This is a genomic window from Mycolicibacterium bacteremicum (assembly GCF_002086115.1).
GTDB lineage: Bacteria > Actinomycetota > Actinomycetes > Mycobacteriales > Mycobacteriaceae > Mycobacterium > Mycobacterium bacteremicum.
In genome coordinates this window covers 15,122-33,258 of the sequence record NZ_MVHJ01000034.1, presented here as the reverse complement: position 1 = coordinate 33,258, position 18,137 = coordinate 15,122, and the positions used below count along the sequence as shown (strand labels likewise).

Genomic DNA, 18,137 nt, shown 5'->3' with positions numbered 1-18,137 from the left:
GCTCAGCCGGCCCGCATGGGCGCGGGCCGGCGCCCCTGGCGGCGTCCCCGCCACAGCGCCCACGGGCCACCGAGCACCGAGAGGACTTCGGTCCGGCCGACCGAGCTGGGGATGCTGTCGCCGAGATCGTCCGGGGCGACCATGATTGCGCCGTAGTCGGCGCCGGCGCGCACCGAGGACCGAAATTGTCTGCGCGCAACCGTGAATGCCAGCCGGCGGTGCACCCGGTCGAGGAATACCTTGGTCAACCAGGCGCCGAGGCCGAGGCCGTATCCGCGCGCCTGAACCAGCAGGGCCGCGCCATCGCTGCGGTGCCGGTGCCAGACGATCGCAGCGGGCTCGTTGACCAGGGTGTGCCCGGCGGCGACGAGCCGGAAGAACATGTCGATATCCTCGCCGCCCTTGGTCGAGGTGCCGGCGCCCAGCGCCTCGTCGAAGCCACCCAGCTCGGCGGCCGCACTGCGGCTGATCGCGAAATTGGCTCCGGTGCCGTACATCCCTACCTGGAACGGAAACAGCGGGAGGTCCGGCGGCGGCTCGGCCAACGAATAGGAGCGCGGAATCAGTGTCGCCGCCCAGGAGACACGCTGGTCGAAATATGCCTGCGCGGCCGTGCGAAGCTCCCCGCTGGGCACCATCCCGCAGACACAGGCCACCTCCTCGGACCGCTCGAACCCGCCGGCCAGTCCACGCAGCCAGTACGGATCGACCACCACATCGTCATCGGTGAACGCGACGATGTCGTGGCGGGCGGCCCGTAATCCGGCATTGCGGGCATTCGACAGTCCCGCAACGGGTTCGAGGACGCGCCGTATCCGTGCGTCTGCGGCGCCTGCAACGACCCGCGCCGTCGCGTCGGTCACCGGGGCGTTGTCGACCACGATGATCTCGAAGTCGGGATAGTCGAGGGTGCTCAGCGAGGCCAGTGCGCCGGCCAGATCCTCGGGGCGCTCCCGGGTGCACAGCACCACCGAGATCGGTGGCAGTACAGCGGCCGTCGACACATCCGGGTCCCGAGTCGGCCGGGGCAGGTCGAGGGTGACGGCGTCACCGACGATATCGGCTTCGACGAAGTCGACGGGTTGCGACCCGTCGCGCAGCAGGATCCGGGCGCGCCGGTAACCTTCCGGCTGCGCGATGGTGACGGTGACCCGGCCGTCGTGTTCCCCGACGCGGTCGATGTCCAGGCAGCCGATCCAGCGGGCGTGCGCACCCTCGGGGACACCGCCGGGCGTCATCACCGGCGCGATCGTCACAGCGGAACTCATGATTCGGTGACCCTTACCCAGTCGATCAGCATGGTGGCGGGGAACGGCGTCGACTCGTCGGCGGGGCCGGGCCAGTCACCGCCGACCGCCAGGTTCAGCAGCAGGTGGAATGGTGCATCGAAGACCCACGCAGCACCCTCTTCGAGGTTCAGCGGCGTGACGGTCAGCAGGGTCGTATCGTCGACACCGGTGACGATGCGGCCCGGTGTGCGTTCGACCCAGTAGGTGCGGAACACGCCGGCCAGCGGGAACGGGACCGGGCCGGTGGCCGACATCTGTTGTCCGCGTTCGGTCCCCGTCTGGGGAGCGTGCACAGTGGAGTGCCATTCGGTGACCTGATTGAGCGTTTCGATCACGTCGATCTCGCCTGCCGCCGGCCAGCCCACCTGATCGAGGTTCGCCCCGAGCAGCCAGAAGGCCGGGTGCAGGCCCGCCCCGGCGGGCAACGCGATACGGGCCTCGGCTCGACCGAAGGTGAACGCGATGCTGCCGTTGGTATCGATACGCGCCGAGGTGATCTGCCCGTCGGTGCTCCGACGAGCCGTCAGCGCCAGATGACCGTTCCCGTCCAGACCGACGTTGTCGGGATGGTCGGTGTAGACCTGCGATTCGTTGTTCCCCCATCCGCCGCCCCCGGTGGCGATCCGCCAGATGCCGTCCGGTGGACTGCCTGCGGGCCCGTCGAATTCGGAGTCGAGCAGGATGCGTGGTGCACCGGCGGCGGTATCGGCGCCACCGATCAGCGCGCAGGCCCCGACAACCGTCCCGACGATCAGAAGTGCACCGCTCTTGGCGAGCACCGACACGCGCGGCGACCTCATACCGCCACCTCGCCCGGCCGTGCCGGCAGCGGTGTCGGAACCACAGGCGCCGGCCGGACCCATGCCAGCACGATGCTCGAGACCAGCACCGGGTAGAGCGCATAGCGGCCGTCCACGCCATGACCGCTGACTGCAGCGAAGTATCCGAGCAGTGCGGCCACACCGGCGGTGACGAGCAGGATCCGCGCCGGCGCAGGCATTGTGGTGCCGGTGCCGATCACGACGACCGCGCTTGCGCCGAGGGTGGTGGCCATGACGAGGGTGGCGTCGGACAGCTGGCGATCGGCGAATGCGGAGGCCGCCAACGCCAGGCCCGCCGCCACCAGCAGCGCGGCCGGCACGGTGGCGATCCGTCGGCGGCTTGCTGCCAGGGCGCTCAGGATGATCGCGATACCACTGATCGCCGCCGCGACGGGCAGAGCCGGGGCAAACAACAACTCGGCGGCCGGGTAGCTCGCCGCGCCCATGGTGACGACGGCGAGCATCGGGACTCGACCGGGCAGCGGGGTCACCGGTGCCGCTCCGACCGGCCGCGCAGAATCAGTCCGACGGCGAACCCCGCGGCGGTGCAGCTGAATCCGATAGCCAGCGCGAGGACGCGGCGCGGGTTGCCACGCGCCTGCCAGGCCCCGGTGGGCAGCGTGTGGGTGGTGTACGTGCGCTCATTCGACAGGGCGGCGTGGCGGCCCGTAATCCGGCTCAGCACGGCTTTGGACCGTCCCTCCTGATAGCACCGTCGGGTGAAGTACCGCAGGGTGGCGCGCTCGGCTGGGACGTGGTGGTCCACCCGGAAGGTGGTGTGGCGGATGATGCGCTGCCCGGGAAACTCGGCCCGTAATTGCACGCCCATCAGGGTTTCTTCGCAGCCGGCAGGCAGATCGCCGACGCGGCCGAGATCGGCGCAGAAGCCGCCGATCTGCTCGAGCGCCGGGCGACGGGCCGCCATGGCCGCGCCGATCGGATTACGGATCTGTTCTCCGCTCGCCGGGAGACCGCGGTAGTCGCAGCCGACCACCCACCCGAACTCCGCGGGGAACCAGGTGGGCGCCATCCCGTCGGCCCAGTCGGGCCGCACCGCACCGCCGATCGCGATGATCGTCGGATCCTCGAACGCAGCGCGTGCGCCGTCGAGTGCACCGGCTGTCAGCATCGCGTCGTCATCGATGAAGACCACGATGTCGTTGCGGGACCGGCCCAGGCCGGTGTTGCGGGCGCCGGACAGCCCGCGCTCGAAGCTATTGGCCACCACTGTGATCTGCGGACCCAACGTGCTCTGCAGATCGGTCAGTAGAGGGTCGTTGTGATCGACCACGACGATGATCTCGTCATACCGGCGAATCTGATCGCGTGCCGAATACACCACGCGGTGGACCTGTGCCCGCCGGGCGACGGTGTAACAGCAGACCACGATCGACAGTCGTACCGCGGTCATGGCGGGACTGTCGTGCGCTGAGACGGGCGGCACGGCATCGACTCCAGAAGTACGCGTCCGCACGCGGATCACGGATGAAAGTAAGGCTAGGCTAGCCTATATCAGTCGAGGCGTGTCAGGTCGGCTACCGTCCGCGGCAGCAGCTCCAGCGCCGCATCCACCGCATCGGGATCGTGCACCGAACGGTGGAATTCCGCGGTGAACCACAGGTTTTCGGTGATACCCACCGAGGTGACGGTCAGCCCGACAGGGGTGGCCGGATCGCTGGCGACCAACATGGCGGCACTGCGCCGGTCGGTGAACGGCCACGGCCCGTTCCATTGCGCCCACCCGAGATTGGAGTGCAACAGCTGTAGTGGAGGGGATGAGGCGACGGTGTCGGTGGCGGGCCCGTCCGGACAGCGCCGTGCTTTCGCAGTGCCCACCAACAGGTTTGCCACCGGGCGGCCCGTCCTGGTCGCCCGCGTCATCGCACGTTGCAGCGCGGCCGGGCCGCCGGTCCGGTCGAGCGTGAAATCCAGTCCCGCGGAGAATGATCCGAGTGTGTCGTGGCCCCTGGGCAGGTAGCGGCGCACATCGAACGGAATCTTCACCGTGTCCGACACCGTGATCCCGACCCGATCCAACGCCAGGTGCAGCGCGCAGGTGAACAGGGCCACCATGCTGACTCCCGGTAGCGCGGCGTCTCGGCGCGCGCGCATCTCGCCCAACTGCCCGGCGTTCAGCCCCAGCACCCGCGTCGTGGGGGAGGCGACGAACTCGATGGCCGGTCCGGTTTCGACCGCCGGCGGCGATGATGGCCGAAGTCGCTGTGCCGCGAGCAGTTTGGCGACCCGCACCGGATGCACGCCGAAGGTCTTGAGCGCTGCACTGCGTAGCGGGCACGGCGTGCGTCGATAGCGCTGCCAGGACACCGGATCCCGCGGATCGGTGAGCCCGAACAGCACATCGAGCAGGGTGTGGATGAGCGGGATCTCGCCCAGTCCGTGGCTGAAGTCGATGGCGAGCCACGGCCCTGCGGCGGCCACCGTGACGGCCCGGTCATCCAGGGCGCGGACGGTCCGCAGCAACTCGGCCGGGGCGGAAGGCGCCGCTATCGAATGTAGTTGCGGTGCACCGGCCGGACCGGTGCGGGCCCAGTCGGTGCGCTCCGACGACGGGTCCAGGCAGAGGCGGGCCACCGGGCCGGCGGCGGTCATCGCGTCGAGGCGGGCGGCGAGCACATCCGGTTCGGGCAGCCTCAGCGGTCCGACCACCACGGCGGAACGGCGTCGGCTGTGCGCGGCATCCAGGGTCGCCACCGGGACGCGCGGCGGGTGAACCGCGCATTCGTCCGCGACCAGAAATGACATGACGATGCGACTCTAGCAATGTCGATCGCAGATAACGGGGCTACCTTTTGCGGCCCCGGAACCGGGATCCCCGGGCGGTGGCGTGCGTTGCGATCAGGATTGCGGCGGCGCCGGGAAGGCCGCGTTGTCACCGGTTTTCGCGGTGTCGGCCGGCGCGTCATCGATCTCGTGGTGACCGCCGCGGCTGCTGATGAACAACGCCGCCAAGGCGCCGACGACACAGACGACGGCCGTGATGGCGAAGATCTCCCCGTACTGCATGGTGTACGCGGTCCGGGTGTTCTCCAACAGCTGATTGGCCGCTTCCATCATGTTGGTGGTGTTGACGACCGGCAGTGTCGCGAGAATCTGGTTGAAGCGGTACAGCCCCCAGGCCGACAGCGCGGCCATGCCGATCAGCATGCCGATCATCCGGGCGACGACCACTGCCGCCGAAGCGATTCCGTGTTCGGCAGACGGGACCACCCGCAGGGCCGCCGACGTCAGGGGGCCGATGACCAGTCCCAGGCCGAAGCCGGCCAGTGCCAGATCGGTGTCGAAGGTCGGCAGGGTGAACAACCCGAAGTCGTGCCGGGCCGACAGCACGTCGACGCCCCAGTGTGAGATCAGCCAGTAGCCGGAGGCGGCAATCAGCAGGCCGACGACGGCGATCGGCCGGTCACCCAGCCGGGTGGCCAGGAAGCCGCCGAGCAGTGCGCCGATCGGCAGCGCGATCAGGAAGCGCAGCAGCAGGACGACGGCCTCGTTCTTGTCCATGCCGAGCACGCCCTGCCCGAACAGCTCGATGTTCACCAACGTCACCATGAGCGCCGCTCCGGCGCACAATGATGCAGCCAGGGCGGCCAGGAAGGGGCGGAATCGCACGCCGGCCGGTTCCAGCAGTCGGGTGGTGGCCCGTTTCTCCCAGACGAAGAAACCGATGATTGTCACCACTGCGACGATCAGCAGTGGGATGCCGTAGCTGGGCAGCAGGTTCTGTCCGTCCGGCGACGGGTTGTACAGGCCGACCACGGCGGCACCGAGCGCGATGGCCAGCAGCAGACCGCCGACGACATCCACCTTCTGCTGCGGTTGGCTCTTGTCACGGGGCGCCACGCTGAAATGGATCATGACCATCGCGGCCGCGGCCAGCGGGATGTTGATCCAGAAGATGTCGCGCCAGGTGTTCAGTGCCCAGATGACGGCGATGCCGTACAGCGGACCCAGCACACTGCCGAGCTCCTGTGCCGCCCCGATACCGCCGAGCACGGTGGCGCGGCCGCGCTCGGACCACAGGTCGGCTGCCAGTGCCAGGGTGACGGGCAACAGCGCACCGCTGGCCACGCCCAGGATGGTGCGGCCGATGACCATGGTGGTCAGGTCGCCGGCCAGCGCGGTGACCACCGATCCGATCATGAAACCGAGCAGGCCCGCCTGCAGGATGAACTTGCGGCCGAACCGGTCGGATGCCTTGCCCAACAACGGCATGGCGGCGATATAGCCCAGCAGGTAACTCGTCACGATCGGGGTGACCTGCTGGATCTGATTTATCGGGATACCGACGTCGCGCATGATGTCGGTGATGATCGTGATCACCACATAGGTGTCGAGTGCACCCAGGGTGACGGCCAGGCCACTCGCGCTGATGGCCAGGCGGCGGTTGCTGCCCGCCGAGCTGCCTGCCCGGTGGCTGGTGGCCGCCGACATCAGGTGGCGGGCTTCGTGACGGTGACTTCCTTACCCCAGTCCGACAGGGTCATCGTGATGGTGTTGCCCGCGGACGGCTCGATCATCACCTGGGCCAGCTGGTGGTCACCGTCCTCGCGGATCCACGCGGTGGCCGGGGCGGGGGCGGTCGCATTCAGCTGCGGCGCGATCTTGTTGATGGCCTCCGCGCTGACGGTGCCGGTGATCTTGACCGCGTCCGAGCCACCGATGGCCTCGCGGCCCTCGGCCTTGGGATCGGTGATGCTGGAGAGCACATTGGCCAGCCCGTTGTCGGGATTGAGGATCGCCGAGATGTCGTAGATGTCGGCGGCCGGACCGAAGTTCTGCATGTTGCCGCCCTTGGTGATGGCGCCGTAGAGGTCACCGTCGACGACGACGAAGCCGACATCGGTCAGCTTCTGGCCCAGGAAGATGAGGTCCGCGCTGCCCTGGGCGGCGACCGCGGGAGCGTTGGTCAGGTCACCGCTCAGCGACGCGATCGGCAGCTCCTTGATCTCACCGCCGACGGTGAGCTCGAGGTGCACGCTCTGCTGGCTGCGGGTGGTGGCTGCCGATTCGGTCAGCAAGGTGGCGGCGTCGGGAAGCGGCGCGTCGTCGGCCTTCGACGAGCAACCGACGAACGCGAGGGCCATGATCGCGGCGAGAACGGGAAGAAGGACTCGGACTGCACGGGGGCGCGTCTGCATGTTCTGCATCGTAGTGGAGCGCCCTGGGTGGGCCCGCGCTACATGCGCCGCACTAGCCTGGTGTGCATGTTCACCGGAATCGTGGAAGAACTCGGCGAGGTGGTCGGCAAGGACGAACTGCCCGACGCCGCGCGTTTCGTGATCCGTGGGCCGGTGGTGACCTCCGATGCCGGCCACGGGGACTCCATCGCCGTGAACGGGGTGTGTCTGACGGTCGTCGAGGTACTGCCCGACGGTGCGTTCTCCGCCGATGTGATGGCCGAGACGCTGAACCGCTCGAGCCTGGCCGCGGTCGAGGTCGGCGGCCGGGTGAATCTGGAGCGCGCCGCCGCGGTGAACAGCAGGCTGGGTGGTCATATCGTGCAGGGCCACGTGGATGGGACCGGCGCGGTGATCGCGCGCTCGCCCTCGGAGAACTGGGAGGTCGTCCGCGTCTCGCTACCGGACACGCTGTCCCGGTACGTCGTCGAGAAGGGGTCCATCACGGTCGACGGCATCTCATTGACGGTGTCCGGTCTCGGGTCGGACTGGTTCGAGGTGTCCTTGATACCGACCACGCTGGGATTGACCACGCTCGGGTCCGCGCCCGTCGGTACGCCAGTGAATCTTGAGGTGGATGTGATCGCGAAGTATGTCGAGCGTCTGCTCGGCGAGCGCGATCGCTGACCCATTTCTTTGCTCATCTGCCTGACAGCAACACGTCGAGACTGACTCGGCAACACCGGGTGAGCGGTCCGCGGTGCGGCCCGAAATCGAAAATTTCTCAGCTCTCGACGGGACCGGACGGACCGCAATCTGCCGGTGTCTGACAGCTGATTGCGGACAGCCCGGAAGTGAATGCGGATGTGTCCGGTCGTCAGCCCTTCTCGTGAACTCCGTCTCCGCTGGACAGCCGGCCAGGCGCTGTCAACGGTCCAGTTCAGCGACTATGAGTGGAAACCGGCGCAGGCTCATCGTCCATCCGGCCACGGTGAACGTGGTACGCGGTGTTTCCAGGCCATCGGTCGGGTAGCGGTTCGGCCTCGGTTGCTGGTGGGTTCGCCGCAGCAATTCCGAACGGGAATTTTGCCGCCGGGGTCCAAAGGTGGTGTCCGTTGAATGGTCGACACGGGACGAAATTCCGTTCAGAACTTCCACAGAATGTGCTTTCCAGTTATTGACGGCCGTGTTAACTTACGCCGCAGTCAATACCCTTCGGCATGTTCTCTCGGACGGCCGATCCACCACGAAGCGGTTCGAATGTCGAGGAGAGCCATGGCATCCCATCGGAAGAATTCGTCGAAGAAGCGGATGCGCGCCGGCGAGCTCGCCGTCGCAGCCTTCCTCGGCCTCGCGGTCACCGCCGCGCCGGCCGTGGCCGCCGCCGATACCACCGATGGGCCGTCGACGGGACCGTCGTCGGACAACGATTCCAAGGGCGCCGATTCCAAGGGCGCCGATTCCAAGGGTGCTGACGGCAGCACCTCGTCCGGCCCCGGTGCCCCATCGAGTGGCACCGGCTCGAACGCGTCCGGCAGTGACAACGAATCCGATGACGCCGACGACACGGACGACGCCGACGAGACGGGTGCCGACGACGCAGAGGGCGACGGTGGCATCAGCGGTGCGGACTCCGGCGATGACGAGATCGTCGACGACGCAGATGACGATGCCGGCGAGGGCGACGTAGGTGGTGATGGCGCGGGCGGCGATGACGCGAGGACGTCCGGCGGCGACGGCAGCGCCGGCACGGGTGACACCGGCGGCATCGGAACCGAGGTCGTCGAGCCCGAGCCCGAAATCGTCGACCCGCCGGTGGTCGAGCCCGAGGTGGTCCAACCGGAGACCCCGCCCCCGGGCACCGAAACCGACAACGCCCCGATCGTCGCTCCGGTGGTGGTGCCCGAGATCGCGCATTCCGCACAGTTCACGACGCTGTCCGGCTCCGATCCGACCCCGACCCCGACGCCGCCGGCGCTGGCCTCGGCGCTGATCGACATCGACATCGTCCCCGAGCCGCCGACCATCCCGGCGTTCGCACCGTTCATGGGAGTCATCAACGCCCTGGCCAACTGGGTCGACCAGATCTTCCCGCCGTACCAGGCCGACCCCATCCTCAACCCGACGCAGGTCGCCGCCGGTTGGGTGATGACGCTCTTCGCCGGATTGCAGGGCACCTACTGGAACGGCCAGCCGACACCCTTCACCTTCGGCGCGCTGGTTCTGGTGACCGCGGCTTACCAGCGCTATGAGCGGCTGGCCACCAATCAGCTGCCCGGTGCGCCCACCGTATCGGCGGGTCCGCTGCCGCTGACGTGGAAACTCAAGAGCGTGGACCCAGACGGGGATCCGCTGATCTACTCGGTCGACCTGAACGGCCAGCCGAGCAACGGCCTGATCACCATGAGCCCGGACGGCACGTTCAGCTTCGTGCCCGACTCGCTGGACGATCTCAACAACGGCACCGATGTCACGTTCACCGTCCGCGTCAACGACAGCCTCGGCTTCCTGGAGCACCCGCTCACCCCGGACGGCAACGACGCGTTCTACACGGTGACCTTCCGGTATCCGGGACTCGGCATCAACAACCTGCCGGTGTTCAACCCGAGCGGACAGGCCCAGGTCTCCGGCTACGACCCGGTGACGGGCAAGGTCACCATCATCGCGCAGGCCACCGATGCCGACGGGGACCCGCTGTCCTACACCGCGACCTCGTTGTGGGGCAACATCGTTCGCAACGAGGACGGCACCTTCACCTACACGCCCACCGACTTCGCCCGGCATGCCGCGGCATCACTACTGGGCGCCAAGACCGACCTGGTCACCATCTGGGCCAACGACGGCCGCGGCGGCATCACGCTGCTGCCGACGATGGTCAGCGTCGACATCATCAGCGCCAACACGCCGCCGACCATCACCGTCGGGACCGCCAACACCGAACCCATCACCGGCATCATCACCGGTTCGTTCGACGTCAAGGATGACGACGGCGATCTGGTCATCGTGACCGGCGACGTGATCACCTCACGTGGCGGCATCGTCGTGGTGACCCCGCTGGGTTACGCGTACACCCCGACGCTGCTGGCCCGGTCCCAGGGCGGCACCGACACGTTCACCGTCACACTCAACGACGCGCACGGCGGTGTCGTCGAGGTCGCGGTGACCGTCACCATCAACCGGATCAACACCAACCCGATCGGCGGGATCACCACCGGCACAAGGGATGCCGACGGCGTGGTGCGCGGTACCGTGGCCGCCACCGACTTCGACGGCGACGACCTCACCTTCACCCTGGCCGGCGGTGCGTCCTCGGGATACAGCTCCAGCGGCGGCATCGTGCTGCTGAACTCCAACGGCACCTTCACCTTCATTCCCAAGCCGGGTGGTCTGCTGGGCGATCTGACGCTGGACTCGTTCGAGGTCAACATCTCCGACGGCCGCGGCGGCACCGCCACCACCACCGTCACCCTGTTCGCCAATCTGAAGGTCGACCCGGTGGTGACCTCCAACGTCGACGGTGTGATCAAGGGCGGACTCGACATCGACGACGACGACAACACCGGTCTGCTGACCTACGGCGTCGGCAACGGTCCGACCAAGGGCACCGTCACCGTCAACCCGGACGGCACCTACACCTACACCGCGACCACCGCGGGGTGGAACGAGTCCGACACCTTCACCATCGTGGGCACCGTCGACGGCAAGTCGATCACCATCGCCACGGTCACCGTCGTGCCCAAACCCAACGTGGCGCCCACCGCGCCCGCGCTCGACGGTGCGGTCGTGGTCGGCGGCTCGGGTATCGCCTCGGGCAACATCGGCGCATCGGACGCGAACGGCGACACTCTGCACTACAGCGTCGACGGTTACGGCGGCGCGTCGACCAAGGTGCTGGCCAACGGTGCCATCGTGACGGTGGACCAGAACGGCAAGTGGCACTACATCCCCGGCCTGAACAGCGGGACACTCGGCGTCATCCTCGCCTCGTCGTTCACCGTGTACATCTCCGATGGCAAGGGTGGGCAGGCCAGCACGCTGGTCACCGTCAGCACCCATGATCTGGCCATCCCGGTGACCAAGGTCGGCAGCAACGGCACCGTGACTGGCGGTCTCGGCCTGACCGCCGGCGAGCAGGGTCTGATGACCTACAGCCTGGGCACCGGTCCCGGCAAGGGCACCGTCACCGTCAACCCGGACGGCACCTACACCTACACCGCGACGACGGCGGGGTGGAACGAGTCCGACACCTTCACCATCATGGGAACCGTTGGTGGACAGACGATCGCGGTCGCCGAGGTGTCGGTGGTGCCGAAGTCCAACGCCGCCCCGACCGTCGACCCGCTGGATCTGGTCACCGTCATCGGTGGCTCCGGCATCGCCACCGGCAACGTCGGTGCCAATGATGCCAACGGCGACACCCTGCACTACAGCGTCACCGGTTACGGCGGCGCCTCGACCAAGGTGCTGTCCAACGGTGCCATCGTCAGCGTCGACGCCAACGGCAAGTGGTCCTACATCCCGGGCCTGAACAGCGGTGTGCTGGGGGCGATCATCGGATCCACGTTCACCGTGTACGTCAGTGACGGCAAGGGCGGACAGGTCAGCACGCCGGTCGTGGTCACGACCCATGATCTGAGCATCCCGGTGACCAAGGTCGGCAGCAACGGCACCGTCACGGGTGGCCTGACGCTGACCGCGGCGGAGCAGGGTCTGATGACCTACAGCCTGGGCACCGGACCCGGCAAGGGCACCGTCACGGTGAACCCGGATGGCACCTACACCTACACCGCGACGACGGCGGGCTGGAATGAGTCCGACACCTTCACCATCGTGGGAACCATCGGCGGGCAGACCATCACCGTGGCCAATGTCTCGCTGGTGCCGAAGGTGAACAGCACCCCGACGTCGAAGGGTATCGACGGTGCGGTGATCGTCGGCGGCTCCGGCATCGCGACCGGCAACGTCGACGCCGATGACGACGACAACGACACCCTGCACTACAGCGTCATCGGATACGGCGGTGGGTCCAGCAAGGTGCTGGGCAACGGATCGATCGTCACGGTGGACGCCAACGGCAAGTGGTCCTATGTGCCCGGCCAGAACAGCGGTGTGCTGGGTGCCATCGTCGGCTCCACCTTCACGGTGTATGTGACCGACGGAAAGGGCGGCCAGACAACCACTCTGGTGACGGTCACCACCCACGACCTGGACCTGACGGTCACCAAGAATGTCAACAACGGCACGGTGACCGGTGGTATTCAGCTGACCTCGAGCGAACAGGGTGTGCTGACCTACACCGTCGGTAACGGCCCGACCAAGGGCACGGTCACGTTGAACCCGAACGGTACCTACACCTACACCGCAAGCAGTGCCGGTTGGAACGAGTCGGACTCGTTCACGATCGTGGGATCGGTCGGTGGTGTGTCGATCACCGTCGCCACCGTGTCGTTCGTTCCGAAGCCGAACAACCTGCCGACGACCAACGGCTCAGGCATCGCGCTGGGCAACGGGATCGGGATCGCGAAAGGCAATGTCGGCGCAAGCGATGCCGACGGTGACGCACTGACCTACAGCGTCAGCTCCGGAGGTGCCAGTACCCAGGTGCGCAACAACGGAGCAATCGTCACGGTCGATGCAAACGGCAACTGGGCCTATGTACCGAAGCCCAACAGCGGCGTACTGATCAACGACACCATCACCATCTACGTCACCGATGCCCGTGGTGGGGTCACGACGCACGACGTCAACATCACCACCGCCCAGCTCCACGGGATCGACTACGTGTCAACCGGTACCGCGGGTCAGGGCCGTATCAACGGCATTCCGAGCGACAACATGAGCCTGTTCACCTTCAGCAAGGGTTCCGGCGGCACCGGAAACGTCGCTGCCGTGACGGTCTCGTCCAGTGGCGTGTTCACCTATACGGGGGCTCTGAACCAGGCGGTGAGCTTCGACATCGTCGCGACGGTCGGCGGGCAGTCGTTCGTCATCCAGACCGTGAATCTGCGTCCGCCGACAATCAGCACCTCGGTCATGACGAAGATCAACACGATCAACGGTGCCGACGAGGTGCAGTGGAATGGCATCACTTTGTCCGATCCGGATGGTGACGATGTCACCTTGCAGAAGGTCTCCCAGCTGAACGGAAACGCCACTATCAGCGGACCGACCCTCGGGCTGTGGAGTGTCACCTACAACTCCAACAACGGCAGTTTCTTCGTCAAGGGGAGTGCCGGCAACGTTGTTGTGCGAGCCGTTGATTCATTCGGCTTCTACTCCAGCAACTTGACCCTGAACTACTGATCGAGTCGGCGAACAGGAGGTCCACCATCACGATCGACAACATGCCGCTCTCCTACGACGCGGCCAGGGGTATGCACTTCGGCCCGGCGAGCGGTATCGACATCACAACCGTTCCCGGACTCGGTGCGGATACTCGCTCGCCGGCGACTCCGCTTGTCGTCCGAGCCAACGAGGCTCCGACGGCCACGGTGGAAGTCGGGAATCCACATCCAGTGACCGGAGCGGTTTTCGGGTCTGTCACGGTCGTGGATCAGGGGAGTGGCGCAACAACCTACGGGCCGACATTGTTCACCACCGCCAAGGGCGGGTTGGTGTCGGTCGGAGCTTCTTCGGGCCACTTCACCTACACCCCGTCGGTGCAGGCGCGGCAATTCGCCAGAACCAGCGACGATCCGGCGCACAAGGTCGACGCTTTCACGGTCACGGTCGCTGACCTCTACGGCCGCAGCGTCGATGTCGAAGTCACCGTGAGCATTCTGGCGTCCAACGTGCCGCCGACAGGTGCCGCCAGGGTCCGGCTCCCCGACTTCAACGGCGTGGTGCGCGGCCAGATCGAAGGGGCGGCATGGGACGGTCGCCGGCTCACCTACACGTTGGTCAACTCGTCGAATCCAACCGACTCGACTGACGAGTCGGCATACTCGGCGGAGGGCGGACTGGTCCAACTCGACCCCGAGACGGGCAGATTTGTGTTCGTGCCGAGGATCTCGACAGCAGCGATCCCGGGCTTGGCGACCGACCGCTTCGTCGTCACCGCCCTCGACGCGCAAGGTGGCAGCGTCGACATCGTCGTGCGGCCACTGGCCCACCTGCGAGTCGACACCGAGACCACCAGCCTCGCACCGGATGTTCAGAGCGGCAGACTGTCCATCGCCACCGACGGCAGCGGGCCCCTGCAGTTCAGCGTCGGCCGGTGCCCTAACAAGGGCACCGCACAGGTGAGCGCCCACGGCACCTACGTCTACACCCGCACCCCCGGCCTGGGCCACGGCATCACCGCCGACGACTCCTTCACCATCATCGGCACCGACGACTACGGGCGCTCCATCACCGTGGCCACCGTGCAGGTGTGCCCTCCATTGGCCGACACCCCACCGGTGACCGGCACCGCCCACATCACCGAATCCTCGGTCAACGGCGCCGGTGTGCAGACCACCCGCGGCCGGATCTCGGCGTTCGGGCCCACCGGCCGCCCGCTGAGCTTCGACGGTGGGGGCCTACCCGGCAACACCGTGATCTCGGCCAAGGGCAGCACGGTGACCCTCAACGAGGACGGCACGTTTACCTACTCCAGTGCGCTGAACACCCGCGTAGGGCATGCCGCCGCCGCGGTCACCGCGCTGGCGGCCGACAAGGTCGACCACTTCACCGTCACCGCCGAGGACGGCACCCGGGTGGTGGTGCCGGTGCACCTGCTGCCGCACAACAACACCCCCACCCAGGCCACGGTCGGCGGCAGCGGCCGACTCGCCCTGCGCGCGACGGCCGCCTGGACCACCACCGTGGTCGATGTCGACGCTGACGACATCACCTGCGCCGTGGTGCAGAACACACCGCGCGGCACGGTGTCGGTGCACCGCGACCGCCGGGGGGCGTTCCTGATCCACTACACGTCGACATCGGCCCGGATCGGCCGCTATCACCCTGGTGAGACGTTCTCGGTGCGCTTCTACGACGGCCACCTGAAATCCGACGGAACACCCGCCTACGTCAGCGCGACGTACACGTTCTGATCACCGACACTCACACGTTGTTGCCCGTCGATCCCGCAGGGGACCGGCGGGCAATAACTGTTGACGCGTCGTGGTTCATACTGGTGTAACCGCTCGGCCCGCCGTTCTGCGTGGGCCGGGACGCATTCGAACTGATGAAGGTGGCACAGGGATGTCTAGGCCCGAGATGACGAGGCGGCGATGACGAGGCTGGATTCCGTCGAGCGGGCGGTCGCCGACATCGCGGCGGGTAAGGCCGTCGTGGTCATCGACGACGAGGATCGCGAGAACGAAGGCGATCTGATCTTCGCGGCCGAGAAGGCCACCCCCGAGCTGGTCGCCTTCATGGTGCGCTACACCTCCGGCTACCTCTGTGTACCGCTCGACGGCGCCGTCTGCGACCGGCTGGGCCTGCTGCCGATGTACGCGGTCAACCAGGACAAGCACGGCACCGCCTACACCGTCACCGTCGACGCCAAGAAGGACGTCGGCACCGGCATCTCGGCCTCCGACCGCGCCACCACCATGCGTGCGCTGGCCGACCCGGATGCGGTCGCCGACGATTTCACCAAACCCGGCCACGTGGTGCCGCTGCGCGCCAAGGACGGCGGCGTGCTGCGCCGCCCGGGCCACACCGAGGCCGCGGTCGACCTGGCCCGCCTCGCCGGACTGCAGCCCGCCGGTGCCATCTGCGAGATCGTCAGCCAGAAGGACGAGGGCTCGATGGCCCAGACCGAGGAACTGCGCGTCTTCGCCGACGATCACGATCTGGCCCTCATCTCCATCGCCGACCTGATCGAATGGCGCCGCAAGCACGAGAAGCACATCGAGCGCGTGGCCGAGGCCCGCATCCCGACCCGGCACGGCGAGTTCCGCGCCGTCGGATACACCTCGATCTACGAGGATGTCGAGCATGTTGCCCTGGTCCGCGGTGACATCTCCGGGCCGGAGTTCGACGGCCACGACGTCCTGGTCCGGGTGCACTCCGAATGCCTGACCGGTGACGTCTTCGGCTCGCGTCGCTGCGACTGCGGCCCCCAGCTGGACGCCGCGATGGCGATGGTGGCCAGTGAAGGCCGCGGCATCGTCCTCTACATGCGCGGCCACGAGGGCCGCGGGATCGGCCTGCTGCACAAGCTGCAGGCCTACCAGCTCCAGGACGCCGGTGCCGACACCGTGGACGCCAACCTTGAGCTGGGCCTGCCCGCGGACTCCCGTGACTACGGCATCGGCGCGCAGATCCTGGTCGACCTGGGGGTCCGGTCCATGCGGCTGCTGACCAACAACCCGGCCAAGCGCGTCGGTCTGGACGGCTACGGCCTGCACATCACCGAGCGGGTCCCGCTGCCGGTGCGCGCCAACGCCGAGAACATCCGGTACCTGATGACCAAGCGCGACCGGATGGGACACGATCTGGTCGGCCTGGAGGATTACGACGAGGCGCATCCGGGCGGCGCGCTGTGAGCGGACACGCCGGCGCCATCCCCGACCTGCCCGATGTCGACGCGTCCTCGGTGACATTGGGCATCGTGGTGAGCACCTGGCACGCCAAGATCTGTGACGCCCTGCTGGACGGCGCGTTGCGCGCGGCCAAGCAGCTCGGCGTCACCGCTCCAGCGGTGGTCCGGGTGCACGGTGCCATCGAGATCCCGGTGGTCGCACAGGCACTGGCCGGCAAGTACGACGCGGTGGTCGCGCTCGGCGTGGTGATTCGCGGCGAGACACCGCATTTCGACTATGTCTGCGATGCGGTGACGCAGGGTCTGACCCGGGTGTCGCTGGACCTGTCCACCCCGGTCGCCAATGGCGTGCTGACCACCAACACCGAGCAGCAGGCCCTGGCCCGCGCCGGGCTGCCCCAGTCCAGTGAGGACAAGGGTGCCCAGGCCGCCGCGGCGGCGCTGTCGACCGCGCTGGTGCTGCGCGACCTCGCATCATGACCGGGTCTGCCGACACGCAGACCTGGGACCTCGAGGTCCGACCGCACCTGACGCCGTTTTTCGTCTACGGCGCGGCCTTCCTGATCGCCGCCGCCCACATCGGCGTCGGTTTCCTGCTCAAGGTCGGCTCCAGCGGTGTGGTGTTCCGCACGGCCGACCAGGTGGGTATCGCCCTGGTCGGGATCGTCATCGCATCGTGCGTGCTGCTGTTGGCCCGACCCCGGCTACGGGTCGGCCCTTCTGGCATCTCGGTGCGAAACGCACTGGGCTACAAGCTCATTGCCTGGTCGGATGTGGTCGACGTGTCGTTCCCGCCGGGCGCCCGGTGGGCGCGTATCGACCTGGCCGATGACGAATACACGGCGGCCATGGCGATCCAGGCCGTTGACAAGGAACGTGCGGTGGCCGCGATGGATCAGGTCCGTACGTTGATGCAGCGCTACAAGAACGATCTCAATTCACCGTCAGCGTCATCGTGACCTCGGGCGCCGCGGCATCGTCGCCGGCGACGACGAACCCCAGGCTGCCGTAGACGGCCAGCGCGCGGGCGTTGTCCCGGTTGACCCGCAACGTCACCCGCTGCACGCGTTGACCGCGGGCCCAGTCCACCGCCTCGGCGACCAGGGTGCGCCCCAGGCCGTGCCCGCGGGCCACCGGATCCAGCCACAGCGAGTACAGGTACACCGCCTCCTGGCCCTGCCGCTGCGCCGCGATGAGGCCGACCGGTCGGTTGTCCATCACGAGCGCGAACTGGGCGTGCGCGCGCAGCCTGCGACGCCACTGCGCCGCGGTGAACGTGCTCTCCTGCCGGTAGTGCGGATTCTGCTCACCCAACGAGTCGGTGAGCGCCCGCAACCGCACACCGGCGAACGCGCGCCAGTCGGTCTCGGTGAGCCGGGCCACGCGCGCCTGCGTCATGCCCATGGCTCCAGTATCA

General features: G+C 67.5%; 14 protein-coding genes. 6 read left to right on the top strand and 8 right to left on the bottom strand.

The window, feature by feature from the left end; genetic code table 11:
- Nucleotides 1-2: 2 nt before the first annotated feature.
- From BST17_RS25200 to BST17_RS25170, 7 genes are all read right to left on the bottom strand, one after another.
- Nucleotides 3-1,268 (bottom strand): glycosyltransferase family 2 protein, encoded by a 1,266-nt coding sequence (locus BST17_RS25200; protein ID WP_234807817.1) that lies wholly within the window; start codon nt 1,266-1,268, stop codon nt 3-5.
- Nucleotides 1,265-2,089 carry a glycoside hydrolase family 16 protein gene (locus BST17_RS25195; protein ID WP_083061643.1) on the bottom strand — a complete coding sequence of 275 codons (825 nt, stop codon included), beginning with the start codon at nt 2,087-2,089 and terminating at the stop codon, nt 1,265-1,267. The genes BST17_RS25200 and BST17_RS25195 overlap by 4 nt, the downstream gene beginning before the upstream one ends.
- Nucleotides 2,086-2,601 (bottom strand): hypothetical protein, encoded by a 516-nt coding sequence (locus tag BST17_RS25190; protein ID WP_133053594.1) that lies wholly within the window; start codon nt 2,599-2,601, stop codon nt 2,086-2,088. The genes BST17_RS25195 and BST17_RS25190 overlap by 4 nt, the downstream gene beginning before the upstream one ends.
- Nucleotides 2,598-3,521, bottom strand: coding sequence for a glycosyltransferase family 2 protein (locus tag BST17_RS25185; RefSeq protein ID WP_083061656.1), 924 nt, complete (start codon nt 3,519-3,521; stop codon nt 2,598-2,600). The genes BST17_RS25190 and BST17_RS25185 overlap by 4 nt, the downstream gene beginning before the upstream one ends.
- A gap of 101 nt (nt 3,522-3,622) precedes the next feature.
- Nucleotides 3,623-4,873 carry a hypothetical protein gene (locus BST17_RS25180; RefSeq protein WP_083061641.1) on the bottom strand — a complete coding sequence of 417 codons (1,251 nt, stop codon included), beginning with the start codon at nt 4,871-4,873 and terminating at the stop codon, nt 3,623-3,625.
- Nucleotides 4,874-4,966: 93 nt separating this feature from the next.
- Nucleotides 4,967-6,559, bottom strand: a complete 1,593-nt coding sequence (locus BST17_RS25175) for an MFS transporter (protein ID WP_083061640.1) — start codon at nt 6,557-6,559, stop codon at nt 4,967-4,969.
- A complete protein-coding gene (locus BST17_RS25170) occupies nt 6,559-7,266 on the bottom strand; it encodes an LppX_LprAFG lipoprotein (RefSeq protein WP_083061639.1) in 708 nt (235 codons plus the stop codon). Before BST17_RS25170 ends, BST17_RS25175 begins: the two co-directional genes overlap by 1 nt.
- Nucleotides 7,267-7,332: 66 nt before the next feature.
- Here BST17_RS25170 and BST17_RS25165 point away from each other — a divergent pair, with 66 nt between their 5' ends.
- The 6 genes from BST17_RS25165 (at nt 7,333) to BST17_RS25130 (ending at nt 17,679) form a co-directional block, all read left to right on the top strand.
- Complete coding sequence (locus BST17_RS25165; RefSeq protein WP_083061638.1) at nt 7,333-7,932, top strand: riboflavin synthase; 600 nt, start codon at nt 7,333-7,335, stop codon at nt 7,930-7,932.
- A gap of 588 nt (nt 7,933-8,520) precedes the next feature.
- On the top strand, nt 8,521-13,548 hold the full coding sequence (locus BST17_RS25150) for a beta strand repeat-containing protein (protein ID WP_133053593.1): 5,028 nt from the start codon (nt 8,521-8,523) through the stop codon (nt 13,546-13,548).
- 41 nt (nt 13,549-13,589) lie between these two features.
- Nucleotides 13,590-15,281, top strand: coding sequence for a VCBS domain-containing protein (locus BST17_RS25145; protein WP_083061634.1), 1,692 nt, complete (start codon nt 13,590-13,592; stop codon nt 15,279-15,281).
- Between the two features lie 180 nt (nt 15,282-15,461).
- The gene (locus BST17_RS25140) at nt 15,462-16,724 is read left to right on the top strand and encodes a bifunctional 3,4-dihydroxy-2-butanone-4-phosphate synthase/GTP cyclohydrolase II (RefSeq protein ID WP_083061633.1); all 1,263 of its coding nucleotides are present in this window, start codon (nt 15,462-15,464) and stop codon (nt 16,722-16,724) included.
- Nucleotides 16,721-17,200 (top strand): 6,7-dimethyl-8-ribityllumazine synthase, encoded by a 480-nt coding sequence (gene ribH / locus BST17_RS25135; RefSeq protein ID WP_083061632.1) that lies wholly within the window; start codon nt 16,721-16,723, stop codon nt 17,198-17,200. Before BST17_RS25140 ends, ribH begins: the two co-directional genes overlap by 4 nt.
- Nucleotides 17,197-17,679 (top strand): PH domain-containing protein, encoded by a 483-nt coding sequence (locus BST17_RS25130; RefSeq protein ID WP_083061631.1) that lies wholly within the window; start codon nt 17,197-17,199, stop codon nt 17,677-17,679. Before ribH ends, BST17_RS25130 begins: the two co-directional genes overlap by 4 nt.
- Here BST17_RS25130 and BST17_RS25125 read toward each other — a convergent pair.
- Complete coding sequence (locus tag BST17_RS25125) at nt 17,654-18,124, bottom strand: GNAT family N-acetyltransferase (protein WP_109750292.1); 471 nt, start codon at nt 18,122-18,124, stop codon at nt 17,654-17,656. The two genes, BST17_RS25130 and BST17_RS25125, sit on opposite strands and share 26 nt — an antisense overlap.
- Between the last annotated feature and the right edge of the window lie 13 nt (nt 18,125-18,137).